Raw genomic sequence first — 25,178 nt, forward strand, 5'->3', positions numbered from 1 at the left:
CATTAAAAGTCACGATTGCGTCACGGCAACTGGCGGGCGACAGCGGACCATAGAACGGGTGGGTGCGCGCATCGCTGCGCCGGTGCAGACGCATGAACTTTGGGAAGCAGTCGCCACCTTGGTGCCTTGCCACGGCTGCGCAGGCTGCGGCGGCGTCCAGCGCAGGGAGTTCGTGGGGCTGCTCGAAAAGGGCTGCCCTTGAAGAACGCGCCAGGGTCGCCGGGCGGCCGGGGACTTCGCGGTGCCCCTATTGCTTTTCGGTACAACGGGCGCTTCGCTGTTGTAAAACCCTGATGAACATGCTCGTGCTGCGATTGCGGATGCCAGCCCTGGTGCCATTGGCGCCTTCATATTCGATGGCCTGCCCGACGGAGGTCATATGTGTGGGCGCGAGCCGCCGGGCCGTACAGCATCCTTGAATTCAGACGGTTTCCCTCCAAGTGCCGCCTTGTCTAGCTGCTATCAGAAATGACGTGGCGGCAAGAAGTCTCGCCAAAAAGCCGATTCGTACTTAAGAGGAAGACGGCGCCCATCAAGGGACCCGACGCTTCGGACGGGCGTGATTTCGCCTAAGCAAAAATCTATCGCCAAGGCTGTTTTTGAATAACAAGGCGTAGTTCGCCCCGCCTACACTGGTCTCCGATCACTCGCTGAACTGCCGCGAAAGGCAAGTTTCACGCAACTCGAGGTCCCGCGTCGTGCAGTCCGCGTGGACACCGGAATAACAGAGATTGGAGACTCGAATGAAGAACCTGATGCTCGTCGGCACGGCGGCTACGCGCCCCGACGCACTTGGCACGATGTTCACGCTGCGTCCCGGCGGCGAATGGGAAACCGCGGACGGTATTCCTCACGACGCGTCCGTGCAGGCGATCACGCCGCATCCCGAACAGGAGAATCTGCTCTTCGCAGCCACACGTAAGGGCGTTTATCGCTCGACCAACGGCGGCCAGTCATGGGCGCGCTTGAACGTCACCGCCGAAAACAAGCAGTTCTGGTGTGTCGTCGTCAGCCCGCACGACCCGCAGACATTGTTCGCGGGCACTGCGCCGGTCGCGTTCTATCGTAGCAACGATGGCGGCGATACCTGGACGAAATGCAATGCGGATTATCCCGAGCGCTTCAAGATTTCGTTCGGGGCGTCGCGCGTGATGCGCATTGCATTCCACCCGACCGACGCCAACGTGATGTACGCCGTCAGCGAGATCAACGGCTTCCTGCTGAGTGAGGACGGTGGTCTCTCGTGGCGTGGCGAAAACGACGGCCTGATCGCGCTTTCGAAGCATGCGCACCTCAAGAGCAAGATCGAAACCGACGACGACGCCGAAGGCATGTTCGACGCGCACTCCGTCGTGACGACGCCCGCCGATCCCGACGCGCTCTTCTACATCTGCCGGCTCGGCATCTTCGAGAGCCGCGACAAGGGCAAAACCTTCAGGGACATCGAAGTCGGCAAATTCGCGCCGTTCGCTTATACGCGCGATTGCCGCTTTGTAGCGGGCATGCCCGAGAAGATGTACGCGTGCTTTAGCATCTCGTCGCGCAGCAACGCGGGTGCGCTCTACGGAAGCGACGATCTCGGCAAGACGTGGTATCGCGCGGATGCCGCCGTCGATCCGCAAAGCACGATGCTGGGCTTTGGCGTGCATTCGACGGACCCGGACGGCATCGTCACCGTGACGCGCGGCGGACAGGTCTTCTATACGCTCGACGGCGGGTCGAACTGGACCGAGAAGCGCCTTCCTCAACAAGCCGGCGACGCGTTCTGCGGCGCGATTCTCTAAGCGAGAGGAGGCAGGTCAGACATGGCAGAACGACTCAATGGCGTCATCCGCGCGCTGGAATCCGGACGACGCATCGCCTTCACGTCATTCATTCAGGCCGAAGTGGAGAACGCGGTCAGCTTCGCGCAATCCGCGAACGACGGCGTGGTCTTCGAGATGGAGCACACGCCCTGGGACATTCGGGCATTGCGTGAAGCGATGCAGTTCCTGCTCCTGCGCCAGAAGATCGCGCATGCCGGTTCCGTCGCGTGCCAGATGACGCCGCTCGTACGCATCCCGCCGAGCGGCAGCGAGATGAATCAGTGGTTCGCCAAGCAGGCGCTCGACCTCGGTGCATACGGCATCGTATGGCCGCGCATCAGCACGCCGGAGGAAGCGTATAACGCGGTGGCGGCATGCCGTTATCCGCGGCTGAAGACAGCGCCGCTCTACGATCCGGCCGGCTTGCGCGGCGACGCCCCGATGCCTGCCGCGCGCTACTGGGGACTGTCGCAGCAGGATTACTACAAGAAGGCCGATGTATGGCCGCTCGCGCCCGAAGGCGAAGTGCTCGTCGCGTTGATGATCGAGGATACGGCCGCCGTCGAGAACATCGAGGAGATCGTGAGGCGCGTGCGGGGCATCGGCGTGCTGCTGATCGGCGAGGGCGATCTCACACAGGAACTCGGTTGTCCGCGTCAGTATGACAACCCTGAACTGCTGCGCATGATGCGTCACGTGCTCGAAGTCGGCAAGGCGTTCGATATTCCCGTGGGTCATCCGCATGTGACCGAGCAGAACGTCGTACGCGTAATCGAAGACGGGTATCGCTTCCTGATGACGTTCCCGAAGCGCGATTTCTCCGCGCTCGACATGGGCCGCAAGCTCGCGGGCCGCTGAACGACGCGAAACAAACGGAGCCAACATGTTAAAGAAACTGTCCATCGTGCTGGGGCGGCACGGTCAGGTCGCGGATTTGCGCAGCGGCGCGGTGCAGGTCGAAGGCTATGCGCTCGACTTCATCGACATCAAGCGCATGCCCGATGCCTATCGCGCGATGGCGCGCAGCCAGCCCTACGACATTTGTGAAATGGCGCCGACCTCGTATCTGATGGCTGTCGCCGCAGGCGCGCCGATCACCGCACTGCCGCTGCCAATGACGCGCCGCTTTCGCCACGCAGGGCTGCAGCGGCCGGTGTCGTCGGCGATACGTGGGCCGAAAGAGCTCGCGGGGCGACGCGTTGGCGTTCGCGCCTACTCGGTGACGGCGGCCGTGTGGACGCGGGGCATACTCGCGGACGAATACGGTCTCGATCCCGAAAGCGTTACGTGGTTCACGGAGGAAGAGGAGAACGTCGAAAGCTTCGTGCCGCCGTCGAACGTGCAACGCGTCGGGCAAGGCAGGACGCTTGCCGGCATGTTGCGCGACGGCGAACTCGATGCGGCTTTCGCAGGACTCGCGGGCGCGGGAGACGACGCGGGCGAACTCGTCGATGTGGTCCCCGATGCAAAGGCGAGAGAGCGCGACTGGTATCGCAGGACGGGCATCTATCCGCTGCATGGAGTGATCGTCGTGAGAAACGGTGTCCTCGAACGATATCCATCGCTCGCTCGCGCGCTGTTCGAAGCGTTCTCTCTTGCGAAGGAAAGCTATCTGGCGCGCGTGCGCTCGGGCAGCGCGGCAGAGGCCGAAGACAAGCGCTATCTCGCGCTCGCTGAACTCGTCGGTGATCCGCTTCCCTACGGGCTCGACAAGAACGCGCAGTCCTTCGAGGCGCTCGTGCGCTATGCATATCGGCAGAAGCTGATTCCTGAATTGCCATCGCTCGAATCGATCGTGCATGACCCGCGCACGAAGGCCATCGCTTAAAGGAGGCGCGCATGAACGCGACCGAAACCATTCACCTGAGCACCATGCTCGGGACTTATCCGAAGACGAAACCGCTGAAGGAAGGGCAGATCCGCTCGCCGCTCGTCACGCTCGACATCGCTAACGTCGATACCGCGCAGAAGGCGTTCAAGGACGTCGTGCGTGGACTCAAATACGACGTGGCCGAACTCGCGATCGTCACGTTCCTGCAGGCCTATGAAGCGGGCAAGCCTTATCGTCTGCTGCCGTTCGTGATGAACGGCATGTTCCATCACAAGAGCATTCTCTGCCGCGCGCAGGACGACCTGGAACCCGACGCGCTCGCCGGTAAAACCATCGCGATGCGCTCGTATGCGCAAACGACGCCCACATGGGTGCGCGGCATCCTTTCCGACGAATACGGCCTCGACCTGCAAAGCGTGAAGTGGCTGAGCCAGGAAGGCGCGCACGTCGCCGAATACGCAGACCCGCCGTGGGTCACGCAGCAAACCGCGGCGCGTGGCCTCGAAGAGATGCTGCTGGCGGGTGAAGTCGACGCGATCATCGCGGGCGGCGCGTTGTCGGGCGATCCTGGCATTCGCACGCTCATCGACGAGCCCAAGGAAGCCGCCCTGCGCTGGCACGAACGCACGGGCGTGGTGCCGATCAATCACATCGTCGCGATCAGGGAAGACGTCGTGCAAACGAGCGACGAGCTCGTGCGCGAAGTCTTCCGCATGTTGTGCGAGAGCCGCGCGGCTGGTGGCGGTGAGACGCCGGCGGGGAGCATCGATTTGCAGCCCGTCGGTTTCGAGAAGTTGCAGGCTTCTCTCGATACCGCGATCCGGTACGCCTGCGAGCAGAAGCTCATTCAAAAGCGTTATACGGTGGACGAGCTCTACGGCAAAGTCGCCGACATTCTCGGCTAGGAAAGAATAAAACGAAGGAGACGGATGTGGCCTCACCCATCAATGGCATGGCTTTTGTCAGGCTCAGTGCGCCCGATCTCGGCATGATGCAGGCGTTTCTCGAAGACTTCGGGATGGTCGTCGCACACAGGGATGACACGCGCCTCTTCATGCGCGGCGTAGGCGATGCGCCGTTCCTGCATGTGACCGAGCTCGGCGATCCGGGCGTGCTCAGCTTCGGCTACGAGTTGCGCGATGCATCCCTGCTCGACGATATCGCGAAGCTGCCCGATGCGCACGGCATCGAAACGCTCGATGCGCCTGGCGGCGGCAAACGCGTGCGGCTGCGCGACCCAAACGGCTTCTGGCTGGAGCTTGTGGCCGGGCAGGAGCGTGCGAGTCCGTTGCCGTCACGCGTCGTCGTGCGCGGGCCGGATGGCGAGAGCCGGGCGCTCGGACCGGCGCGCGTCGTGCGTATCGCGCATACGGCCTACGCCACGCCGAATCTCGCCGACGTGATCGGCTGGTATCAACGCACCTTCGGTCTCTTGCCGACCGACGAGCTTTTCGTCGGCTCGCCGGACAACGTGATCGGCCAGTTCGACCGCGTCGATCACGGTGACGGACTCGTCGATCACCACGTCATCTTCCTGATGCGCGGACAGCGGGCGGGCATGCATCACGTCTCGTATCAGGTGGAAGGCGTCGACGACATCTTCTTCGGCTTCGATCACATGACGCGCGGCACGCACGACCATGTGCGTGGCATCGGCCGCCATGCGCTCGGCAGCCAGATCTTCAACTACTGGATGAGCCCGTTCGAGCAGATGCACGAGCACTGGATCTCGCACGAGAAGATGAACGCGTCGAGCAGGTTCAACCGCATACAGATTGGCGAGGGCATGAGCTACGACACCGGCGAGCGGCCGCCCGAGCGTTTCGTGAAGCAGGTGACGCCGATCGTTCCATGGCCTGTGTGACGCATTCCATCCGATACGAACCAACGATACGACAATCATGATCATCGACTGTCACGGGCACTTCACGACGGTGCCGAAGACGCTGCACGAATGGCGGCGTCAGCAACTGGAAAACGCAGGCGGTCACTACGGCGCGCCGCTCCACATCTCCGACGACGAACTGCGCGAAGCGCTGGAAAGCAAGCAGCTCAGCGTCCAGCGCGAGCGCGGCCTCGACATGACGCTGTTCTCGCCGATCGCGGGCCAGATGGGACATCATCTCGGCACGCTCGCGCACAGCATCGAATGGTCGCGCGCGTGCAATGACCTGATTCATCGCGTGTGCTCGCTCTACCCGGAGAATTTCGCGGCGGTGTGCCAGTTGCCGCAATCGCCGGGCGAAGAAATCGATGCCTGCGTGCAGGAACTGGAGCGTTGCGTGACCGAGCTCGGCTTCGTCGGCTGCAATCTGAATCCCGATCCTTCGGGCGGATACTGGACCGACAAGCCGCTGACCGATCGCCTCTACTATCGGCTCTACGAGAAGATGGTCGAACTCGACGTGCCCGCGATGATTCACGTCAGCAGTTCGTGCAATCCGTGCTTCCATCATGTCGGCGCGCATTACCTGAACGGCGATACCACCGCCTTCATGCAATTCCTGCTCGCACCGCAACTGTTCGAGGATTTCCCGACGCTGCGCTTCGTGATTCCGCACGGTGGCGGCGCGGTGCCGTATCACTGGGGACGCTATCGCGGACTCGCGCAGGACATGGGCTTCAAGCCGCTCGCCGACGGCCTGCTTAAGAACATCTTCTTCGACACGTGCGTGTATCACCAGGCGGGCGTCGATCTGCTGACGAAGGTCGTGCCGCATCGAAACATCCTGTTCGGCTCGGAGATGATCGGCGCGGTGAAAGGCATCGATCCGGAGACCGGCCACCACTACGACGACACCGGGCGCTATATCGCCGCCACGCCGCATCTGTGCAATTGCCACCGGCAGGACGTGTTCAGCAACAACGCGCTCGATGTCTATCCACGGCTGAAGGCATTGCTTCCGGCCTGAGGCCGCGGGAGAGAGAACCATGGACTTGGGAATCGCAGGGAAAAAGGCGCTCGTGTGCGCGTCGTCGCGCGGACTCGGGCTCGCGTGCGCCACTGCGCTGTCGCGCGAAGGATGCGAAGTCTGGATCAACGGACGGCACGCTGATGCGCTCGACACCGCCGCGCAGCAGATCGAAGCAGCGACGGGCAGGCGGCCGCACGTCGTTGTCGCCGATCTCGGCACCGAAGCCGGGCGCGCCGCGCTTCAGGATGCTTGCCCGGAACCGGACATCCTCATCAACAACAACGCGGGACCGGAGCCGGGAAAGATCGCGGACTGGTCGCGCGAAGACTGGCTCGCGGCCGTCGAAGGCAACATGCTCGCGCCGGTGTTTCTCATCAAGCATTACGTGCCGGGCATGCGCAGCCGCCGCTTCGGACGCATCGTCAACATCACGTCCGCGATGGTCAAGTCGCCCAGCGCGACGATGGGTCTGTCCGCCGCCGTGCGTGCCGGGCTCACGGCGCTCAGCAAATCCGTGCAGCGCGACTCCGTGATCGACAACGTGACCATCAACAACATGCTGCCCGAGCGCTTCGACACGGATCGTCAGCGCTACATGGCGGATCGCATGTCGAAGAAGGAGGGCATCACGGTCGACGAGGCGAAGAAGCGGATTGCCGCGACCATCGCCGCGAAGCGACTCGGCGATCCGCGCGAATTCGGCGATGCCTGCGCGTATCTGTGCAGCGCGCAGGCGGGCTTCATCTCCGGACAGAATCTGCAACTCGACGGCGGCTCGTACGCGGGCCTCGTTTAACACGCTACAAGGAGAATCATTCGTGAAATACGCGAGTTTCAGTATCGGCAATCGCAACACGTGGGGCGCGGTGACGAGCAATGGCGTCGTCGATCTCGGCAAGCGCTTCGGCGATCGGCACGCGAGCCTGAAGGCGTTCATCGCGGCGGGCCTGCCGCGCGAAATCGCGGAAGCGGCTTCCGGTGCAGCCGATTACCGCATCGACGAAGTGAGCTTCCTGCCGCCGATCGCGGACCCGGTGCATATCTGGTGTCTCGCGCTCAATTATCCCGAGCATCACAACGAAGTGCAGGCGGCGGGACGCGTGCAGGAGTTGCCGAAGTCGCCAGCCTTGTTCGCGCGCGCGAGCGATTCGCTCATCGGCCACGGACAGACGCTGCGTCATCCGCAAGTGAGCGAGCAGTTCGACTACGAGGGCGAGCTCGTCGTCGTGATCGGCAAGGAAGGATTTCAGATCCGCCAGGAAAACGCGTTCGATCACATCGCGGGATACACTGTGATGAACGAGGGAAGTGTGCGCGACTGGCAGTTTCATACGCGCCAGATCACGCCAGGCAAGAACTTCTATTGCAGCGGCGCCATCGGGCCGTGGATCGTCACGAAGGACGAGATCGCGGATGTCGATGCGCTGCGCATCAAAACGACGCTCAACGGCGAAGTCATGCAGGACGAATCCGTGAGCGCGATGGTGCACAAGATCCCGCGTTTCATCGAGTACGTGTCGAGCATCGCGCCGCTCTATCCCGGCGATGTTCTCGCGACGGGCACGCCGAGCGGCGTCGGCTTCTCGCGCAAGCCACCCGTGTTCATGAGACCGGGCGATGTGTGCGAGGTGTCGATCGAAGGCATCGGCAAGTTGAGCAACCGGGTCGCCGCGCAATAACGGAAGAAGGGCGGCGCTTCGAATTCAGATACGGGATCGCGATGGGAAAGGTCGAGCCGGCAGCCTGCGAGAAGGTTCAGAAAGCGGCGCAGGAACTGCCCAGCATCTGGCAACTGAGAGTGTTCGAGGCCGTGGCGCGGCACGAGAACGTCACTCAGGCGTCGCAGGAACTGCTGCGCTCGCAGCCGGCGACCACATCATCCATCGCGGCGTTCGAAGCGCTGCTCGAAGTCACGTTGTTCGACCGCTCGACCACCGGAACCTGGCTCACGCCGGTCGGCGTCGCGGCGCTCGTGCGCGCGCGCCGCATCCTGCAGGCCGCAGAGGAAGCGGTGCTGTTGCTCGGCAGCACGCGCAAGGCGTCGCCGCTCGCGCTCGCAAGCGGCATCACGCGCACGCAGATTCGCTGTCTCCTCGCCATCGAGGAGCGCGGCTCGTTTCGCGCGGCGGCGCGCATGCTCGGCATTACGGAAGCCTCGCTGCAGCGCGCGGCGCGCACGCTGGAGCAGAATCTCGGCGCGCAGCTCTATCGGCATACGGCGGCGGGCGTCACGACGACGGACACCGGCAAGGCCTTCGCGCAGCGTCTCAAACTCGTCTGGGAGCAGATCGCGGCGCTCGTTCAGGCAGTGCGGGCGTATGAGTTTCCGAAGGAGCGCTCGGTCACGGTGGGCGTGCTGCTGCTCGATCCGGCCATTCTCATCGTCAATGCGATCCGCGCGCTTTCGGCGCAGTTTCCCGATACGCGCGTCACCGTATTGAGCGGCACTTACGAGGCGCAGCTCAACAAGCTTTCGCGCGGCGAGATCGATTTCATGATCGGCTTGCTGAAGAATCCGGGCAAGGCCTTCGATTTCGTCGAAGAGCCGCTGTATCGCGAACGCTACTTCGTGGTCGCGAGTCGCGATCATCCGTTGATGCGCGAGCGCGACGTGTCCGTCGAATCGCTCAGGCGGTATCAGTGGGTGTTGCCGCCGAAGGGCTCGCCGCGCCGCGAAGCCTACGAAAACCTCTTCTCCGAAGGCTCGCCGCCGCCCGCGAGCATCGAGACGTATTCGCTCTCGACCATCCGGATCACGCTGACCGATTCCGACATGCTCACCGTGCTCAGCTGGACGGAGATATTGAGCGAACGGCGCTTCGGCTTTCTCGCGCCGCTGCCGGTGGACGTGCCGTGGAAGGGCCCGATGTTCGGCATCACGTTACGGCGAGGCTGGACGCCTAACGAAGTGCAGGGCGCGTTCCTTCGCAACCTGAAGCAGAACGCCGCGGCGATAGCGGGGGATTCGGATCCGGACTGAGATTTCATCTCCGATGGCCAAGGAAACAAGCGGATCATCTATTTCGGGATCCAAAATAAAATGCAGTAAAGGAGACATATCATGCTACAGGCGCAATTCGGGCGCAGCCCATTTCAGGATCAGGCCACGCTCTCAGGCAATCAACGCATGCTGATCGGCCTCGTCGGAATCGGCAGCATGCTGGAGTTCTGGGACGCGTTTCTCATCGGCTTCATTATGGCGTTCCTCATCAAGCCATGGGGATTGACCTACGGCATCATGGGTGCGGTGCTGCTGTCGTCGGGCGTGGGCGCGATCATAGGCGGCGTAGTCTGGGGCGCGATGGCCGACCGCTTCGGCAGAAAGCCCGTGTTCGTCGTGTCGCTGCTGCTGCTCGCGGCGGCGAGCATCGGTCTCGCGTTCACGCCAGAGCGCGGCTGGATCTACATGGCGGCGCTCAGGACCGTCATCGGATTCTGTTCGGCGGGATACTTCATCCAGATCGCGCTCGTGCAGGAGTTCACGCCTCCGCGCAGGCGCGGCATGCTGACGGGCGTCGTTTCGGCGATCACCACCGGCGGCCTGCTGCTGGGCGCGTTCAGCGGCGCGTGGGTGATTCCCGCGATCGGCTGGCGCTGGACCTTCGTGCTCGGCGCGGCGCCCGCGCTCATCGCGTTGATCGGCGCGTTCTACATTCCGGAGTCGCCACGCTGGCTCAGTCTGCAGGGACGTCATGACGATGCGAAGCGGTCCGTCACGTGGGCGCTCGGCAGCACGGATTTCGAACTCGAACGCGCCATCTTGCAGCCGGCTCGCTCGCAAAGCTGGTTCGAGATCTTCCAGTGTCCGCGCCCGATGCTCACGGCGACGCTCATCAACATCGGCCTGATTTCCGGCTACTACGGCATCGTGCTGTGGGCGCCGACGCTGATGGCGCAGATCCAGCAAATGGCGCCGGTGCACGCGTCCAAGGTGATGATCGGCTTCAGCGTGCTCGGCATCGCGTCGCGGCTCGCGGCCGCGTCGCTCGCCGACAGGGTCGGCCGCAGAAAGACGGGCGGCTGGTTCGCGCTCGCGGCGGCGGCGGCGCTCGTCGTGGCGGGCTACATCGGTCATGGGGATATCGGCTCGCCCGCGTATTTCTGGCTGCCGCTCCTGCTCGCGTTCGTGATCGCGGACGGCAGCCTTTCTGTCTGCGCGGCGTATTCGACGGAAATCTGGCCGTCGCGACTGCGCGGATCGGGCTCGGGCTACGCGGGGCTCGCGGGGTCCGTCGGCAAGATCGTCGGGCCGCTCGGCCTCGCGCTGACGGCGGGATCGAGCAACGTCGTGATGCCTTCCGCGACTGTCTCGGTGATCGTTCCCGCGTTCCAGTTCCTCGCCTTCTGCCTGTGCGTATGCGGAGTGACCTATCTGACGATTGGCATCGAGGCGCGCGGCAAGACGCTCGAATCACTCGACGACACCGCCGAGGACAGCGCTCCCGTGCTCGAAGAATCGCGCCAGCGCGGCTGACGCGCGTCGTTTGCGGATACAGCAAAAACATATGGCGACAGCGCGTTTCCGATTGGGCCTGCAAGCCGCGTCGCCATAGACTGATTTCGAACCTGGCAACACGAAACGAGACAAGAGGAATCCATGAAGCGTTTGCGAGTGGGCATGATCGTGCCTTCGTTGAACACCATCGCCGAGGACGATTTCAGGGCGTTCTGCCCGAACGAGGTGTCGTATCACGTGCATCGCATCAGGCTGCGCAAGGAGGCCGGCCGCGTGACGATGGACGCGCTGACACGCGCGTATCTCGAAGCAGTCGATGAAGCCGGCTTCGTGAAGGACCTGTCGCCCGATGCGATCGCTTTCAACTGCACCGGCGCGAGCGTCGCGCACGGCAAGGGTTGCGACGTCGCACTGGCCGCGCGCATGAGCGAGCAGCTCGGTGTGCCGTCGACCAATACGATGGTCGCGATCAAGGAAGCGCTCGCCTTTGTGCAGGCACGGAACATCCTGCACGTGTGCCCGTTCGGCGACGAGTTCTCACGCGTCGAACGCGCATCGCTCGAAGAAGCCGGATTGACGATGCAGCGCACGGTGTCGCTCGGCTTCACCGATGCGAAAGTGGCCGCGCACATGCCGCCGGGCGAGATCGCGGACGTCGTGATGAAACAGGTGGACGACACGACCGGCGCGGTTCTCCTGTCGTGCGCGAACGTGCGCGCCTTCGAGGCTGTTCAGGAACTCGAGGAGTCGCTCGGCATGCCGGTTGTGACGAGCAATCAGGCGATGCTCTGGTCGGTGCTTCAGGCGGCGGGCTGGCGCGGCAGTATCGCGGGCGCGGGCGGGCTCTTCGGCGGCAACTGATCCGCTCATACGAATACAACGGACAACAACACTCATGCAGATCGTAGATGCTCAAGTTCACGCCTGGCCAGACGGAGAATCGACCGGGCACCATCGGCGCACGCCCATTACGAAGGACGTGCTCGAGTCCGAGATGAAGCAGGCGGGCGTAGCGCGCGCGGTGCTCGTGCCGCCGCTATGGGATGCGCGTCGCAATGCCTATTCGCTCGAACTCGCGCAAGCCGCGCCGGACCGCTTCGCAGTGATGGGCCTGCTCGACGTGCCGCCCGAAGACACAGAGCGCGCCGCGCAACGTTTGCGCACATGGCGCGAGACGCCGGGCATGCTCGGCATGCGCTTTCTCTTCAATACGAAAGAGCGCATCGCGCCCTTGCTCGACGGCCATTACGACGCACTCTGGCCGATCGCGGAAGAGACCGGCCTCGTCGTCGCGTTGCTGATTCCAGGCGCGCTCGCGGAAGTGGCGAAGATCGCGCAGCGGCATCCGGAGCTGCGGATCGTCGTCGATCATCTCGGCGTGCCGCGCGGCGCGACGGGGCCGGGCGCATTCGATCATCTGCCCGAGCTGCTCGCGCTGGCGCGTTATCCGAACGTGCATGTGAAGGCCGTCGCAGTCGGCGATTACGCACTCGATCCCTGGCCGTTCCGATCGCTCGACGCTACGCTTCGCCGCGTCTTCGATGCCTTCGGCCCGGACCGCATCATCTGGGGAAGCGATTTGTCGCGGCTGCATCATCCGTATCGGCAGTGCGTCACGCATTTCAGCGAGAGTCTCGCGTGGCTGTCGGGCGCGGACCTCGAACGCATCATGGGCCGCAACCTGATTCGCCTTCTGGAGTGGAGGCAACGCTAGCAGCCGCTTTTTGAGTTTGATAAAACCATACGAGAAAATGAGCCGGCAAAAGACCGGCCATCCTTAGGAGACGAAGATGCTCACAGCCGGAAGCTGGCCCTGCATCATCCTGTTGTACATCTACGGCACCGTGGCGACGTCGCTCGTCACGCAGTCAGTGCCGGTTATCGGCGATATCGCCACGTATTTTCATCTTTCACATGCGGCGTCGGGCTGGGTCATTTCGATACCATCGCTGATCACCGCGCTCGGCGCGCTGTTCGCCGGCTGGCTCGTCGACCGCATCGGCGACAAGCGCGTGATACTCGGCGGCTCGGTGTTCGCTTTCGCGGGCAATCTCGGCGTGTTCTTCGCGCACGATCTGACCGCGCTCTTCGTGAGCCGCCTGCTGGAAGGCGTCGGCTATCTGTCGCTGACGGTCGGCGCGGTGACGCTCATCATGCGTACGACGAGCGGCGCGCGCCGTAGCATCGCGCTCGGGCTGTGGACGTCGCATACTGCGGTGGGCATCGGCATGACGCTGTCCTTCGTCGCGCCGCTCGCCCAGCGCGGCGAGATGTGGCGCTGGGCGTTCGGCGGCCACGCGATGCTGATGGCCGTGCTCGTCGCGCTCGCGTTCCTACTGCCGCGCAAGCACGCGAACACGCAGGACCGGCGTCTCTCCGACATCTGGCTCGTGCTGAGAAGCCGTGCGCCGTATCGCGTCGCGCTGGCGTCGGGCGCGTCGGCATTCATCCAGACGGGCATCATGGCCGCGCTGACCGTCTATCTCGCGAGGCGCTTTCAGATCTCGATAGCTTCGGCCGCGGGCATCGGCACGCTCGCCGAGGTGTTCGTCGCGATCGGCTGTCTCTCGGTCGGGCATTTGCTCAAGGCGGGCGCGAAGACGTGGATGCTGGCGATCACGGGCGGCATCGTGATGCTCGCGGGAGGCATCGTGATGTATCTTCCGGCGACGGCGCTCGTCGGCGCAGCGGTGGCCGTGTGCGCCTTCTCGCTCGGCATCGGCACGGTGAACGGCACCATCTGGACGATGGTGCCCGGCGCCGCGCCCACGCCCGCGACACTCGGGGCCACGAGCGGCCTCGTCTCGCAGGCGACGTATCTCGGCGTTCTGCTCGGGCCGCCCGCGATTTTCGCGAGTTTCTACGAAGGCGGCTGGACGGTACGCGTCACGCTCGTGGTCGTGGCGACCGTGCTGCAACTCGCGCCGATCCTCATGGGATCGCGCTCGAAAGACGCCGACGAACTTCCTTCCGGCGACGTGCAGGCGCTCGGACATCGCTGAGCCGCCGCACGGCGCTATCCACTCACTGACGCGCAGGTCATTTCCGGCGGCTTCGCCGGACGGGCAGGCGCACGCCCGAAAATATCGCGACAAAAAGCGGATTACATAAGGAGACAGAAGGTGAAGGAGATCACGCAACGATTCAATGCAAGCGCGACGCGCGCCATCGTCGGCATTGCCGGCATGGCGATAGGGCTGTCGATCGCAGGAACGGCACACGCGCAAAGCAGCGTGACACTGTACGGCGTGCTTTCGACGACACTGGAATTCGTGAGCAACGCGAAGGGCAATCACCTGTACGCGCTGTCGAACGGGGGCATGATGCCGCCGCGCTGGGGCCTGCGCGGCGTCGAGGATCTCGGCGGCGGCACGCAGGCGATCTTCACGCTGGAAAACGGCTTCAACATCACCAATGGCGCGATGCTCGGCGGCATGTTCGGACGTCAGGCCTACGTCGGCCTGAGCAACCGGTCGCTCGGCACCGTCACGCTCGGCCGCCAGTACGAAGAGATGACGAACACGATGTGGTTTGCGACATCGGCGAACGTGTTCGCGGGCTACGGCGCGCACATCGGCGACAACGACAACATGTTCTTCACGAACCGTTTCAACAATGCGGTGCGCTATGCATCGCCGAATTTCGCGGGCTTCAGCTTGGCGGGCAGTTTCGCGTTCTCCAACTCGACGGAGTTCTCGAACAATGACGGCTACAGCGGCAGCGTCACTTATGCGCGCGGACCGTTGAAGGTCGCCGCGGCGTTCACGCAGTTCAACCGGCGCAGCAACGCGAATCCGGCCAATCTTACCAGCGGCGCGGTGGACAGCACCGGCTGGGGCTTCAGCTCGCCATTCGTGACGAGCCCGGGCGGTGCGGGTACGAACCAGCAGCGCATCATGGGCGTGGGCGGCACGTATGACTTCGGCTGGTTCAACGTGCTCGGCAACTACACGAACGTCCTGTTCAACTACTCGGATTCGACCGGTCTGCGTCTGCAGAACCTCGAAGGCGCGGCGTACAAGTACATCACGCCGGCGTGGGAGATGGGCGTCGCGTATGTGTACACGCACGGCGACTATTCGATCGGGCGCTCGACGCACTACAACCAAATTGATATCGCCTCGCACTATTTTCTGTCGAAACGCACGGATCTTTTTCTGATCGGCATTTATCAGCGCGCGAGCGGGCCGAACGCATTCGCGCAGATCTACACGACGAGTCCGTCATCGGGGAAGAATCAGACGCTCGTCGAAGCGGGAATCATGCACAAGTTTTGAGCGTCACGATGCCTACTTTCCGTGCCCGGACGCCTGACTGACAAAGGGCGCTCCGCCGAGCGCAGAGTCGACGGAATCGTTCACTTTCGACGCAGCGGCGAGTTGCAAGCGCCGCTGCGCTGCCTCCATGTTGGCCGGATAGGACGGATCGTTTTCTGAAGGCGTGTATCCCATCTGCTCCAGTTGCCGGAGCTCGGCCACAACCTGCGTGCGGTCGATAGTGCTGTTCCCGGCAGCGACGGCGGAAATCGGCAGGCTGAAGGAAATGCATAGAGCGATGCGAAGAATCATTTTGAGTAGCGGCATAAGTCGCGAATTAAAGGGGTTTTCATTCTAGGGTTTTCCCTTAATCTGCATAGCAGCTTAAGCATTTATCGATCGCGTCGGGCATGGAATCTATGGTGCACGTCGCTTTTTGCGGGATCCCCCCTCTTGGATGCATCGCGTCCACGGACATAGATCTGGGTCTCACGGTGTAGGGGCGTGTAGGGTTTTTACTTTGAAATGCACGCTGTCGGCCGAGTGCGTCGCGACGCACGGGCCTCATTCGCCGCAGCCGATCTTCAGCCTACGCGTGGATCGGCCCTAGCCCGCCGATATCGAGGCATGCTATGCGAAATCACACCTATCCCATCTAAAACGTTTATCGGCTTCCCTGTCGAAAGAGACGATCAACTGCGGCCGAAAGGCCGGCGACTTGGAACTTGCGGAGCTGCGACGCGAGGTCGACCAGGTATCGCAACTGGTTAACCCCATTCTCTACCGTTAGGCCACTCAAGTTATGTTCTTGCATCAATGAAATCGTGCTCAGTCAGGGGAGGCCGTACAGATGCAAACGCACTCACATACGCCCGGCATCGAGTCATCCGGTCATCGAATTTCCACATCTGAATCGCCTGCGTCGATGCGCATGACGCTCCGTGCCGGTGCGGCCGGCGGCTTCGTCGGCGCCGTGATTATCTGGATCTACGAAGCGCTTATTTGGGTGGGCGTACAGCATCTGATGCCACTCGCGGGCATTCCACGAAACGCAACCGGCTTGGTCTTCGGGAAGGCGTTTCAAGAAGCGATCGGTATATGGTCCTATATGATCGGCACGAGCATTCACTTCGTATTCGCCGCCGCGTGGGGCATCTTGTTTGCGATGCTGTGGCCATATTTTCGTCGACGCGGATTTGAGGCCACCTTTATTGCGCTGTTCTATGCAATGTTCGCGTGGATCGTGATGCACGTCGCCATCATGATCGCGTCGACCAATCATCCGAACTACTACGACCCCAACGTGATCATTGGCGGCTTCATGTCGCATTTCTGCTTCACGGTGCCGCTCGCGCTGGTCGTCAAACGTATGTTGGGCGGCCCCCAATCGGACAGCCTCGTCGCGAGTGCCTTATCGACGGTGCTGGTGCAAAAGCGATGACGGAACGGGCAATATTTCAGGATGGCAAACACGGCAATCGAAATCTAATCAGCGTTGCAACATTTTTATCTGGCCACGATAGCCTAGAGAAAAGTGTCGCCGGTTGTCGATGGACAGGAACGTTGTTGGCGAAGTCCGGCAATAAAGAGCTTGGGATCGCGCTAAAACACTGAGCCGGAGCAGTCATTTCTGGTGGTAGAGACCATAACGATTGCCGAGAGATTTCGATCACCAGAGCGTGATTTCCGTTTTTTTTCGAAAGCCCTGATCACCGATCATGTGCAGGCCAGAATGAACCACGAAGTTCTTGTCTTTGACAATGATCCCGTCGCCCGCGATCTCCTCTCTCGGTTCCTTCGGCCAACGGATTTTATGTGTCGGTGCTTCATGAGATCAAAGATCTCCGCCGACGCCTCGAAAAAAAACGCCCATCGGTCATCGTTCTCGACACCATGACGCCCGGCACAGACGGCTTGGCCGCTTTAGCAGCACTTCGCAAGTCTCGCGATGATATCCCCATCGTACTTATTTCGGCGCGAGGAGCAGTCGAGGATCGTATCGCCGGACTCTCCCTCGGTTGCTGATGATTATGTCGTCAAGCCATTTGATCCGGGCGAGTTGGCAGCTCGCATTCATGCGGTTCTCCGACGGTGCGGCCCCCCTCCAACAAATGTGCCTGAAGCACTGTCGAGAGCTTGCTTCGGGCCATTCGAGCTTGATTTCACGACACGCACCTTTCTACGTGATGCTCAACGCATTGTTCTGCGCGATAGCGAGTTTGCCTTGCTGAGGGTATTCGTCAAGAACCCTTTCAAGGTTCTGACACGTGAACTGCTTCATGATCTTCTTCACCACGGCGAAGTTCCGTTTCGGGATCGGGGACTCGACGTCCCCATTTGGCGACTTCGGCGTATCATTGAGACCGACCCGTCGAACCCGCACTTCATTCAGACCGTGCGCCGTAAGGGCTTCGTGTTCATGCCGGAGGGCGGGAATACCAGGTAGCAGCAGACGGCTACGCAGTAAGTCGAGTCAATTTTCGTCCGCGAAATTACTGTATTCGCCCGTTTGGCGCCCCAGCGGAAGCAATTTTTGAAAAACGTCGGCGGCGTTCTCGCCTGCACGATCGACATGTACGGCTACTCGCGCAGATTGCGGTCATAGACGAGCGCCGCAGCCGCAAGGTCTTCGAGTGCCGTGCCCACCGCCTTGAATTGGGTGCGTTCCACATCGTTCGAACGGCCCGGCGCCTGCGCGCGGCACAGTGCTCCGAGCGTCGGCCATTGTTCGGGGTTCGCTAGCACGCCGCGCTGCAAAGGCCCGAGCAGATCCCCGACTTCTGGAACGCCTCGGGCGTGTCGACGAAAATCGTCGCGTTCGTGAGAGCAGGCGTCGTCGGCTTCGCGCATAGCGGACGTGAAGCCGCCGATCAGGTCTAGACGTGAAACCCGGTGGGAGCCATTTGCCTTGCACGACGGGCGCGGTGGCGAGGTCGCGCACGTGACCACATCGGCGCGCGCGACGCTCTCCGGCAGATTGTCGACGACGCGCGCGCGAACCCGAGTTCGGCGAGACGGGCGGTCAGCTGCTCCGAAGCCGCGGGCGCCGCGTCCCATAGCCCGACTTCGCGAATCGGCAGCACCGCGCGATACGCCTGCGGCACTACACTGCCGACGCGCTCAGCGCCGAGCAGCGTCATGCGCGAGGCATCCTTGCGCGCCAGATAGCTCTCCGCCAGCGCCGATGCCGCCGATGTGCGGCGCGAGGTGATCTCGTTGCCGAAATATGTGGTCGGCTTCACGTTCGCGCAGTTCGTCGTGCATGTTCCGCTGGTCGTGTTCATGCTGTGGGTGTTCGCGCCGACGCTGACCTATCACTTCCCGGTCATGCCCTGAGATTGCCGACTCGTCGATTGATCAGCGTACTCTTCATGCGCGGCTGAACGGCAGCGGGCACTTGGCGGCTGCCATAGCGGTATCCCTGGCAAAATCGACGCGTTTGCGTTGCACCTGTGAAGATGAAATGATTTCCGACGATATCGCCACGCGATTGAATGAGGTCGTGCATCGTTGATAACCTCCTGGAGGTAGTTATCCGCCTCTTAGGCATTCAGGCGACCGATTTCTGCCCGGCATCCACATGAGCCGGATCCAGCGTATCTCGTTGGATAATCGGGTGTCGCACGAAAAAATGATAGGCGATTGCGCCAAGCACCGACACTACCGCCGACGACAGGAAGACGAAGGTGAAAGAATGCATGGCATCGACGATCATGCCAGCAACCAGCGGCGACAGCGTCGCGCCCAGAAATCCGCCGAAGTTCTGCACGGCGCCTGCCGACGGTCGTGACTTCGGCGGGCAGCGACCATGCGTGCGCCACCACGGCGCCGTTGAATCCCAGCGCGAATGCCATCAGGATGACCGCGACAGGCAGGCCCGCTGACTGGCCGAACACCGCGTTGAGCGGCAGCAGTGGGAGTACGATGGCCTGTAGCAGCAGCGCAGCAACAATGGTCACCTTCTTCGCCTTGAGTGTCGTCCATCCCGAACGTTCGGCCAGTTTGCCGGACATGATGCCGCTCACGATATCGCCGATGATCGCGCCCACCCACGGCACGCTGGCCGCAAGACCCAACGAAGAAAACTTGACACCGAACTGCTCGATGATAAACATGGGAATGAAGACCAGAAAGATCTGATACACCCAAAGATTGCAGAAGAAGCCCGCCATCATTCCCCACATGCTCTGGCGCTTGAACATGGCGGTCCAGGGCACGCGCACCGTGTTGTTGGCGGCGGTGGCGGCAGCGCGAACGTCGCCGTCCTTTGCGATATAGGCACGTTCTTCCTTGCTCAAACGCGTGTTTCGATCGACGTCTCGATAGCAGAGCAAAAACACGACGGCTACGATGACGCCGGCCACGCCCGCCGCCATATACATCGTGCGCCAGCCGAACTCGGCGACGACGAAGACGAGCGCGAAGGTCAGAAACGCCGGGCCGACCTTCAGCGCCGCATCCCAACTGGCGTTGGCGATGCCTTGCTCCTTTTTCGGAAACCATTGCGTGACGATCTTGTTCGTCGAGGGCAGCGAGGGCGATTCGGCCGCGCCCAGCCATGCGCGCGCGAAGAGAAACGCGCCGAACGAATGCGCGGCGCCCATTGCCGCGGTCGCGGCGCTCCATACCACGACGGATACGCCCAGCAATTTGCGCGGACCGAAGCGATCGACGAACCATCCGGACGGCAACTGTCCGAATGCATAAAAGAGTGAGAACGCGCTGCCCAGCAAGCCGATGTCGGTCGCCGTGAAGCCGAGTTCATGCTGCATGGCGGGTGCCGCGATCGACAAGGTCAGGCGGTCGATGTTGTTGACGAGCGCGATCAGACAGAGAAGGGCGAGGACCATCCATCGCTGTCGTCCGGCGGTCCAGAACGCAAGCAGCATGAACGCGAAGCCGATGCCCGCCATGACGCGGAACGCGTAGTAGAGCAGCGGCAGTGCGGGCGGCTGATCGTCGCGGGCGAAGTCGGTCAGTCCTTTCACCTGTCCGTGCAGCGAGTGCGTGCCGAGCACGCTCAGCATGCCGGGCACCTCGATGGACCAGTCGTTGCGTTGCGCCTCCCGGTCCGGCCAGGCGAGCAGGGACCAGGACGCGCCTGTGCCCGGCGCATTCGTCTTCCAGTGCCCTTCGATGGCCGCGCCCTTCGCAGGTTGTGTCTCGAACACACTCACGCCGCTCGAATCGCCCAGCCAGATCTGCAAGGGCGCGACGAACACCAGCACCAGCAGCGCGAGACGAAACGAGCGCACGAAGAACTCCGGATGACGCCGCCGGTAGAGATTCCACGCTGATATGCCGGCGATGACGAACATGCCCGTCTCGATGGCCGCGACCCACATGTGCCCCACGCCCCAGACCATGTCGGGGTTGAAGATCGCCGCGAGAAAATCCGTCACGACGATCTTTCCGTCGACGATGGAATAGCCCGCCGGAGTCTGCATCCACGAGTTGGCGACCATGATCCAGAACGCCGAGATGCTGGAGCCGAGCGCGACCATCGACGTGGCGAACAGGTGCACGCCGCGCGACACCCGTCCCCAGCCGAGCAGCATCACGCCGATGAAACCTGCTTCGAGCATGAAGGCCATCGCGCCTTCGAAGCCCAAGATATTGCCGATGAACTGGCCGCTGAACTTCGAGAAGCCGGCCCAGTTGGTGCCGAACTGGAACTCCATCGGAATGCCGCTCACGACGCCGACCGCGAAGTTCAGCACGAGCAGCTTGCTCCAGAAACGCGCGTGCCGGTAATACGCAACGTCGCCGGTGCGGATCCACAGCACTTCGACGAGCACGAGAAACGCGGAAAGGCTGATCGTGAGAATCGGCCAGAGTATGTGGAAGATCGCGGTCATCGCGAACTGCGCGCGCGACAGGTCGAGTACGTGATCAAGCATGATGTCCGGTTCCGTGTCGTTGATCGGTGGCGCTCGAGGCGTAATCGTCGACAGCGCCGCTACGCACGACCTTGACAGGCACCGACTTGTAGGCAGGCGTGCGGCTTTGCGGGTCGAACGCATGAAGCGGCACGAGCGGATTGACTTCCGGGTAGTACGCACCGCAGCACCCGTCGGGAAGCGCGTACTCGACGATCTTGAAGTTGCGGATGACGCGCTCGATACCGTCTTGCGCAATGGCCCGGATATCGACGCGGTCGCCCGCACGCAGCTTGCGTTTCGCCAGCTCGCGCGCGTTCATGAACACCACGTCGCGCTGACCGAACACGCCGCGATAGCGATCCGAATGCGAATAGAGCGTCGTGTTGTACTGATCGTGGCTGCGCATCGTCGTGAGCGAGAGCGCTTCGGGATCGTCCTGCGCGGGATCTTCATCGAGACCGTCGAACACGAGGAAATTCGCGCGGCCGGTGTTCGTGTCCCACACGCGCTCGCGCGCCGGCGAGCTCAGATGGAAGCCGCCCGGCACGCGAATGCGCGCGTTGTACGCCTGAAAGATCGGAAAGACGATTTCGATCGCGTCGCGGATGCGGTCATAGCTCGCGACGAGATGCTCCCAGGGCACGCGTGACTTCTCGCCGAGCGTGGCGCGCGCCATGCCCGCCACGATGGCCGGCTCGCTCATCAAATACGGCGATGCGGGCTCGTTGCGCCCGGCGGACGCATGCACCATCGACATCGAATCCTCGACGGTGACCGACTGCGGCCCGTCCGCCTGAATGTCGATCTCAGTTCGGCCGAGGCAGGGCAGTATTAGCGCGTCCTTGCCATGTACGAGATGACTGCGATTGAGCTTGGTCGCGATATGCACCGTCAGATTCAGCTTGCGAATCGCGCTTTGCATGCGTTCCCAGTCGGGAATCGCCGCCGCGAAATTGCCGCCCAGCGCGATGAAGACCTTCGCTTCGCCGCGCATCATCGATTCGAGCGTGGCCACTACATCGTTGCCATGCGTGGGCGGCGGCGTGAAGCCGAACGCGCGCTCGATGCCCGCGATCAGTTGCGCGCTCGGCTTCTCCGTGATGCCGACCGTGCGATTGCCTTGCACGTTCGAGTGTCCGCGCACCGGACAGATGCCCGCCCCCGGCCGCCCGACATTGCCGCGCAACAGCGCGAGGTTCGCGATCTGCTGCACTGCCTCCGTGCCGCGGCGATGCTGCGTGATGCCCATGCCGTAAACAAGGATCGCATTGTTCGCGCGCATGTAGATGTTCGCCGCGTTCGTGATCTCGTCGCGCGTGAGTCCTGCGTGACGTTCGATCGCGTCCAGCGGCGTCGCGCGCAGATCGGCGAGCAGCGCTTCGATGCCGTGCGTATGGCCTTCGATGAACTCGATATCGAGCACGCGCGGCTGATCGCAGGCGAGGGCGGCATCGTCGGCTTCGACGATCGCCTTCATCATGCCCTTGAGCGCGGCCACGTCGCCACCCACGCGCACCTGATAGAGAAACGAGCTGATGTTCGTGTAACCGAGCGTCGCCATCTCGACCGGATTTTGCGGCGATGCGAAGCGTTCCAGTGCGCGCTCGCGAAACGGATTGAACGACACGATCTTCGCACCGCGGCGGGCTGCGGCGTGCAGGTCGCTCATCATGCGCGGGCTGTTGGTGCCGGGATTCTGACCGAAGATGAAGATCGCGTCCGCATGCTCGAAGTCTTCGAGCAGCACAGTGCCTTTACCGACGCCGATGGATTGCGGCAGGCCCACGCTGGTCGCCTCGTGACACATGTTCGAGCAGTCGGGGAAGTTGTTGGTGCCGAATTCGCGTACGAACATCTGGTACAGAAACGCCGCTTCGTTCGACGCGCGGCCGGACGTGTAGAAGTCCGCCTGATCCGGATGTTCGAGCGCGTCGAGATGACGGCCGACGAGGGCGAACGCATCGTTCCATTCGATCGGCACGTAGCGGTCCGATTCCGGGTCATAGACCATCGGGTGCGTGAGACGGCCCGCCATCTCGAGGTCGTAATCGTTCCATGCCGCAAGCTCGGAGACGCTGTGCTGCGCGAAGAACTCGGGCGTGCAGCGCATCGCGGTGGCCTCCCATGCAACCGCCTTGGCGCCGTTTTCGCAGAACTCGAACGACGAAGTATGTTTCGGATCGGGCCATGCGCAGCCGGGGCAGTCGAAGCCTTGCGGCTGGTTCATGCGCAGCAGCGTCTGCGCGCCCGACACGGCAATGCCCTGGATCTTCAGCGCCTCGCCGGTGGCCTTCAATGCACCCCAGCCGCCCGCAGGCTCGCTATAGATGCGTATTGCTTTCTTCTCGCTCATTTCCTTCGCCTCGCAAACAATGCCATTCGTTGGTTTGGTAAACGTGATGATCGTCGTTCGCATACGAGGGGTTTTGCATAAAAGCCGGGCCGTTTGCGATCCGCACGAATTGCGAAAGCGGGCGTTGCCGCTTCGCCATCGCCGTGCATACGCTAAAACACCGGTTGCATCGAAAAGACCGGGTTTCGATGGCCGTGAATACTCCTTCCCTACGCGACGGACCCGCCGCGTTACGCGCCGTGCCGAACATCGACTGCATGAGCGGCGCGCCTGATCGAGCATTCAAGGAGCTATTGCAATGGCCACATTCACACTGAAAGACGGAACCGAACTGTTTTACAAGGACTGGGGCTCGGGCCAGCCGGTCGTCCTGTCGCACGGCTGGCCGCTCAACGCGGACGCGTGGGACGCGCAAATGATGTATCTCGCCGAGCGTGGCTATCGAGTGATCGCGCACGATCGACGCGGCCACGGGCGCTCGGGCCAGACGTGGGCTGGCAACGACATGAGCCGCTATGCGGACGACCTCGCGGAGCTGATCGATCACCTCGATGTGCAAGACGCCGTGTTCATCGGCCATTCGACGGGCGGTGGGGAAGTCGCCCGTTATATCGGCCGTCACGGCACGAAGCGCGTGAAGAAGGCCGTGCTGATCTCGGCGGTGCCGCCCTTGATGCGCAAGACGGAGGCCAATCCCGGCGGCCTGCCGCTTTCCGTTTTCGACGATATCCGCAAGGGCGTTATCGGGAACCGCTCGCAGTTCTTCAAGGATCTGGCGACGCCCTTCTTCGGCTTCAATCGCGAAGGCGCGCACGCTTCGCAAGGCACGATCGACTGGTTCTGGCTCGCGGGCATGCAGTGCTCGATCAAGAGCGCCTACGACTGCATCGAGGCATTCTCGGAAACGGACTTCACCGAAGACCTCAGGAAGATGACGATGCCGACTCTGGTGCTGCAAGGCGACGCCGATCAGATCGTGCCGCTCGACGACTCCGGCAAGCTCTCCGCGAAGATCGTCCCCGACGGCACGCTCGTCGTCGTTCCCGGCGCGCCGCACGGCATCTGCACAACGCATGCCGATATCGTGAACGAGCAACTGCTCGCGTTCATGCGCAAGTGATGGTGAGAGCCATGAAAGACATTCCGGAATCTCACCCTCCATTTCCACCGTTCTCGCGCGAGACGGCTCTCGAGAAAGTGCGTCAGGCCGAAGACGGATGGAACTCGCGCGACCCCGATCGCGTATCGCACGTCTATTCGCTCGACACGCAATGGCGCAATCGGGCGGAGTTCGTTCACGGCCGCGAGGACGTGCGCGCGTTTCTCGACAGAAAGTGGCGCAAGGAAATGGACTACCGCCTCATCAAGGAGCTGTGGGCGTTCGGCGGTAATCGCATCGCCGTGCGCTTCGCTTATGAATGGCGCGACGATGCGGGCAACTGGTTCCGTTCTTATGGCAACGAGAACTGGGCGTTCGGCTTCGATGGTCTGATGAGACATCGTCATGCGAGCATCAACGACGTGCCGATCGCTGAAAGCGAACGCAAGTTTCATTGGCCGCTTGGCCGAAGACCGGACGATCATCCGGGGCTCAGCGAGTTGGGGCTCTGAGCAGAAGAGGCCGCGCGCCGGGCAACGCGGTGCGGGGTCGCATTCCCTATGCGATCGACGAGAGAGCGC

The 25,178-nt window shown here is 62.4% G+C and carries 22 protein-coding genes and 5 pseudogenes; 19 read left to right on the forward strand and 8 right to left on the reverse strand.

The genetic code is table 11. The annotated features are described in order from the left end of the window. Window positions 1-9: 9 nt before the first annotated feature. A complete protein-coding gene (locus QCE49_RS34555; protein WP_350029141.1) occupies window positions 10-351 on the reverse strand; it encodes a carboxylesterase family protein in 342 nt (113 codons plus the stop codon). A 392-nt stretch (window positions 352-743) separates the two neighbouring features. Between QCE49_RS34555 and QCE49_RS16325 the strand changes: the two genes are divergently transcribed. From QCE49_RS16325 to QCE49_RS16390, 14 genes are all read left to right on the forward strand, one after another. Then, on the forward strand, window positions 744-1,784 hold the full coding sequence (locus tag QCE49_RS16325; RefSeq protein WP_250456906.1) for a VPS10 domain-containing protein: 1,041 nt from the start codon (window positions 744-746) through the stop codon (window positions 1,782-1,784). Window positions 1,785-1,805: 21 nt separating this feature from the next. Then, a complete protein-coding gene (locus QCE49_RS16330) occupies window positions 1,806-2,663 on the forward strand; it encodes an HpcH/HpaI aldolase/citrate lyase family protein (protein ID WP_250456907.1) in 858 nt (285 codons plus the stop codon). Between the two features lie 25 nt (window positions 2,664-2,688). After that, the gene (locus QCE49_RS16335) at window positions 2,689-3,633 is read left to right on the forward strand and encodes an ABC transporter substrate-binding protein (RefSeq protein WP_250456908.1); all 945 of its coding nucleotides are present in this window, start codon (window positions 2,689-2,691) and stop codon (window positions 3,631-3,633) included. 11 nt (window positions 3,634-3,644) lie between these two features. Further along, the gene (locus QCE49_RS16340) at window positions 3,645-4,541 is read left to right on the forward strand and encodes a phosphate ABC transporter substrate-binding protein (RefSeq protein ID WP_250456909.1); all 897 of its coding nucleotides are present in this window, start codon (window positions 3,645-3,647) and stop codon (window positions 4,539-4,541) included. A 26-nt stretch (window positions 4,542-4,567) separates the two neighbouring features. Then, complete coding sequence (locus tag QCE49_RS16345; RefSeq protein WP_250456910.1) at window positions 4,568-5,500, forward strand: VOC family protein; 933 nt, start codon at window positions 4,568-4,570, stop codon at window positions 5,498-5,500. Window positions 5,501-5,537: 37 nt separating this feature from the next. Continuing rightward, window positions 5,538-6,548 (forward strand): amidohydrolase family protein, encoded by a 1,011-nt coding sequence (locus tag QCE49_RS16350; protein ID WP_250456911.1) that lies wholly within the window; start codon window positions 5,538-5,540, stop codon window positions 6,546-6,548. 19 nt (window positions 6,549-6,567) lie between these two features. After that, entirely contained in the window at window positions 6,568-7,347 is a 780-nt protein-coding gene (locus QCE49_RS16355; RefSeq protein ID WP_250456912.1) for an SDR family oxidoreductase, read from the forward strand. Window positions 7,348-7,369: 22 nt separating this feature from the next. After that, window positions 7,370-8,230, forward strand: coding sequence for a fumarylacetoacetate hydrolase family protein (locus QCE49_RS16360; RefSeq protein ID WP_250456913.1), 861 nt, complete (start codon window positions 7,370-7,372; stop codon window positions 8,228-8,230). Between the two features lie 41 nt (window positions 8,231-8,271). Further along, the gene (locus QCE49_RS16365) at window positions 8,272-9,531 is read left to right on the forward strand and encodes a LysR family transcriptional regulator (protein ID WP_250456914.1); all 1,260 of its coding nucleotides are present in this window, start codon (window positions 8,272-8,274) and stop codon (window positions 9,529-9,531) included. An 81-nt stretch (window positions 9,532-9,612) separates the two neighbouring features. Beyond that, complete coding sequence (locus QCE49_RS16370; protein ID WP_250456915.1) at window positions 9,613-11,025, forward strand: MFS transporter; 1,413 nt, start codon at window positions 9,613-9,615, stop codon at window positions 11,023-11,025. Between the two features lie 123 nt (window positions 11,026-11,148). Continuing rightward, window positions 11,149-11,868, forward strand: coding sequence for a hypothetical protein (locus tag QCE49_RS16375; protein WP_250456916.1), 720 nt, complete (start codon window positions 11,149-11,151; stop codon window positions 11,866-11,868). Window positions 11,869-11,902: 34 nt separating this feature from the next. Continuing rightward, window positions 11,903-12,721, forward strand: a complete 819-nt coding sequence (locus QCE49_RS16380) for an amidohydrolase (RefSeq protein WP_250456917.1) — start codon at window positions 11,903-11,905, stop codon at window positions 12,719-12,721. Window positions 12,722-12,797: 76 nt separating this feature from the next. Then, window positions 12,798-14,009, forward strand: a complete 1,212-nt coding sequence (locus tag QCE49_RS16385; RefSeq protein WP_250456918.1) for a CynX/NimT family MFS transporter — start codon at window positions 12,798-12,800, stop codon at window positions 14,007-14,009. A 120-nt stretch (window positions 14,010-14,129) separates the two neighbouring features. Continuing rightward, the gene (locus tag QCE49_RS16390) at window positions 14,130-15,284 is read left to right on the forward strand and encodes a porin (RefSeq protein ID WP_250456919.1); all 1,155 of its coding nucleotides are present in this window, start codon (window positions 14,130-14,132) and stop codon (window positions 15,282-15,284) included. Between the two features lie 12 nt (window positions 15,285-15,296). Here QCE49_RS16390 and QCE49_RS16395 read toward each other — a convergent pair whose 3' ends face one another. Next, window positions 15,297-15,575, reverse strand: a complete 279-nt coding sequence (locus QCE49_RS16395) for a DUF4148 domain-containing protein (protein ID WP_250456920.1) — start codon at window positions 15,573-15,575, stop codon at window positions 15,297-15,299. Window positions 15,576-16,188: 613 nt separating this feature from the next. Between QCE49_RS16395 and QCE49_RS16400 the strand changes: the two genes are divergently transcribed. The 3 genes and pseudogenes from QCE49_RS16400 to QCE49_RS34565 all read left to right on the forward strand — a co-directional run. Beyond that, a complete protein-coding gene (locus QCE49_RS16400; protein WP_250457052.1) occupies window positions 16,189-16,704 on the forward strand; it encodes a hypothetical protein in 516 nt (171 codons plus the stop codon). 380 nt (window positions 16,705-17,084) lie between these two features. Beyond that, window positions 17,085-17,222 (forward strand): annotated as a pseudogene (gene ompR, locus QCE49_RS34560) (two-component system response regulator OmpR); the annotation flags it as partial. 33 nt (window positions 17,223-17,255) lie between these two features. Further along, a pseudogene (locus QCE49_RS34565) lies at window positions 17,256-17,709 on the forward strand (winged helix-turn-helix domain-containing protein); the annotation flags it as partial. A gap of 134 nt (window positions 17,710-17,843) precedes the next feature. On the opposite strand, the pseudogene QCE49_RS16410 reads toward QCE49_RS34565, so the two are convergent. From QCE49_RS16410 to QCE49_RS16430, 6 genes and pseudogenes are all read right to left on the reverse strand, one after another. Continuing rightward, window positions 17,844-18,505, reverse strand: a pseudogene (locus QCE49_RS16410) (hypothetical protein). An 83-nt stretch (window positions 18,506-18,588) separates the two neighbouring features. Beyond that, window positions 18,589-18,771, reverse strand: a complete 183-nt coding sequence (locus tag QCE49_RS16415; RefSeq protein WP_250437247.1) for a hypothetical protein — start codon at window positions 18,769-18,771, stop codon at window positions 18,589-18,591. Window positions 18,772-18,813: 42 nt separating this feature from the next. Next, window positions 18,814-19,032 (reverse strand): hypothetical protein, encoded by a 219-nt coding sequence (locus QCE49_RS34570; protein WP_350029573.1) that lies wholly within the window; start codon window positions 19,030-19,032, stop codon window positions 18,814-18,816. 43 nt (window positions 19,033-19,075) lie between these two features. Then, window positions 19,076-20,152, reverse strand: a pseudogene (locus tag QCE49_RS16420) (MFS transporter); the annotation flags it as partial. Then, a pseudogene (locus QCE49_RS16425) lies at window positions 20,125-21,163 on the reverse strand (cytochrome ubiquinol oxidase subunit I); the annotation flags it as partial. The pseudogenes QCE49_RS16425 and QCE49_RS16420, both read right to left, overlap by 28 nt. Next, a complete protein-coding gene (locus tag QCE49_RS16430; protein ID WP_250456921.1) occupies window positions 21,156-23,498 on the reverse strand; it encodes an FdhF/YdeP family oxidoreductase in 2,343 nt (780 codons plus the stop codon). The pseudogene QCE49_RS16425 and the gene QCE49_RS16430, both read right to left, overlap by 8 nt. Window positions 23,499-23,796: 298 nt before the next feature. On the opposite strand from QCE49_RS16430, the gene QCE49_RS16435 reads away from it, so the two are divergent. Further along, complete coding sequence (locus tag QCE49_RS16435) at window positions 23,797-24,618, forward strand: alpha/beta fold hydrolase (RefSeq protein ID WP_250456922.1); 822 nt, start codon at window positions 23,797-23,799, stop codon at window positions 24,616-24,618. A gap of 11 nt (window positions 24,619-24,629) precedes the next feature. Beyond that, a complete protein-coding gene (locus QCE49_RS16440) occupies window positions 24,630-25,109 on the forward strand; it encodes a nuclear transport factor 2 family protein (RefSeq protein WP_175980134.1) in 480 nt (159 codons plus the stop codon). Window positions 25,110-25,178: the final 69 nt, after the last annotated feature.

The sequence above is a fragment of the Caballeronia sp. LZ008 genome (assembly GCF_031451435.1).
GTDB classification, from domain to species: Bacteria; Pseudomonadota; Gammaproteobacteria; order Burkholderiales; family Burkholderiaceae; genus Caballeronia; species Caballeronia zhejiangensis.

What these genes read in the sequence shown, in the direction of transcription:
- QCE49_RS34555 (WP_350029141.1), bottom strand. Translation starts at nt 351, where the DNA reads ATGAAGGCGCCAATGGCACCAGGGCTGGCATCCGCAATCGCAGCACGA.
- QCE49_RS16325 (WP_250456906.1), top strand. Translation starts at nt 744, where the DNA reads ATGAAGAACCTGATGCTCGTCGGCACGGCGGCTACGCGCCCCGACGCA.
- QCE49_RS16330 (WP_250456907.1), top strand. Translation starts at nt 1,806, where the DNA reads ATGGCAGAACGACTCAATGGCGTCATCCGCGCGCTGGAATCCGGACGA.
- QCE49_RS16335 (WP_250456908.1), top strand. Translation starts at nt 2,689, where the DNA reads ATGTTAAAGAAACTGTCCATCGTGCTGGGGCGGCACGGTCAGGTCGCG.
- QCE49_RS16340 (WP_250456909.1), top strand. Translation starts at nt 3,645, where the DNA reads ATGAACGCGACCGAAACCATTCACCTGAGCACCATGCTCGGGACTTAT.
- QCE49_RS16350 (WP_250456911.1), top strand. Translation starts at nt 5,538, where the DNA reads ATGATCATCGACTGTCACGGGCACTTCACGACGGTGCCGAAGACGCTG.
- QCE49_RS16355 (WP_250456912.1), top strand. Translation starts at nt 6,568, where the DNA reads ATGGACTTGGGAATCGCAGGGAAAAAGGCGCTCGTGTGCGCGTCGTCG.
- QCE49_RS16365 (WP_250456914.1), top strand. Translation starts at nt 8,272, where the DNA reads ATGGGAAAGGTCGAGCCGGCAGCCTGCGAGAAGGTTCAGAAAGCGGCG.
- QCE49_RS16370 (WP_250456915.1), top strand. Translation starts at nt 9,613, where the DNA reads ATGCTACAGGCGCAATTCGGGCGCAGCCCATTTCAGGATCAGGCCACG.
- QCE49_RS16375 (WP_250456916.1), top strand. Translation starts at nt 11,149, where the DNA reads ATGAAGCGTTTGCGAGTGGGCATGATCGTGCCTTCGTTGAACACCATC.
- QCE49_RS16380 (WP_250456917.1), top strand. Translation starts at nt 11,903, where the DNA reads ATGCAGATCGTAGATGCTCAAGTTCACGCCTGGCCAGACGGAGAATCG.
- QCE49_RS16385 (WP_250456918.1), top strand. Translation starts at nt 12,798, where the DNA reads ATGCTCACAGCCGGAAGCTGGCCCTGCATCATCCTGTTGTACATCTAC.
- QCE49_RS16395 (WP_250456920.1), bottom strand. Translation starts at nt 15,575, where the DNA reads ATGATTCTTCGCATCGCTCTATGCATTTCCTTCAGCCTGCCGATTTCC.
- QCE49_RS16400 (WP_250457052.1), top strand. Translation starts at nt 16,189, where the DNA reads ATGCGCATGACGCTCCGTGCCGGTGCGGCCGGCGGCTTCGTCGGCGCC.
- QCE49_RS16415 (WP_250437247.1), bottom strand. Translation starts at nt 18,771, where the DNA reads ATGCACGACCTCATTCAATCGCGTGGCGATATCGTCGGAAATCATTTC.
- QCE49_RS16430 (WP_250456921.1), bottom strand. Translation starts at nt 23,498, where the DNA reads ATGAGCGAGAAGAAAGCAATACGCATCTATAGCGAGCCTGCGGGCGGC.
- QCE49_RS16435 (WP_250456922.1), top strand. Translation starts at nt 23,797, where the DNA reads ATGGCCACATTCACACTGAAAGACGGAACCGAACTGTTTTACAAGGAC.
- QCE49_RS16440 (WP_175980134.1), top strand. Translation starts at nt 24,630, where the DNA reads ATGAAAGACATTCCGGAATCTCACCCTCCATTTCCACCGTTCTCGCGC.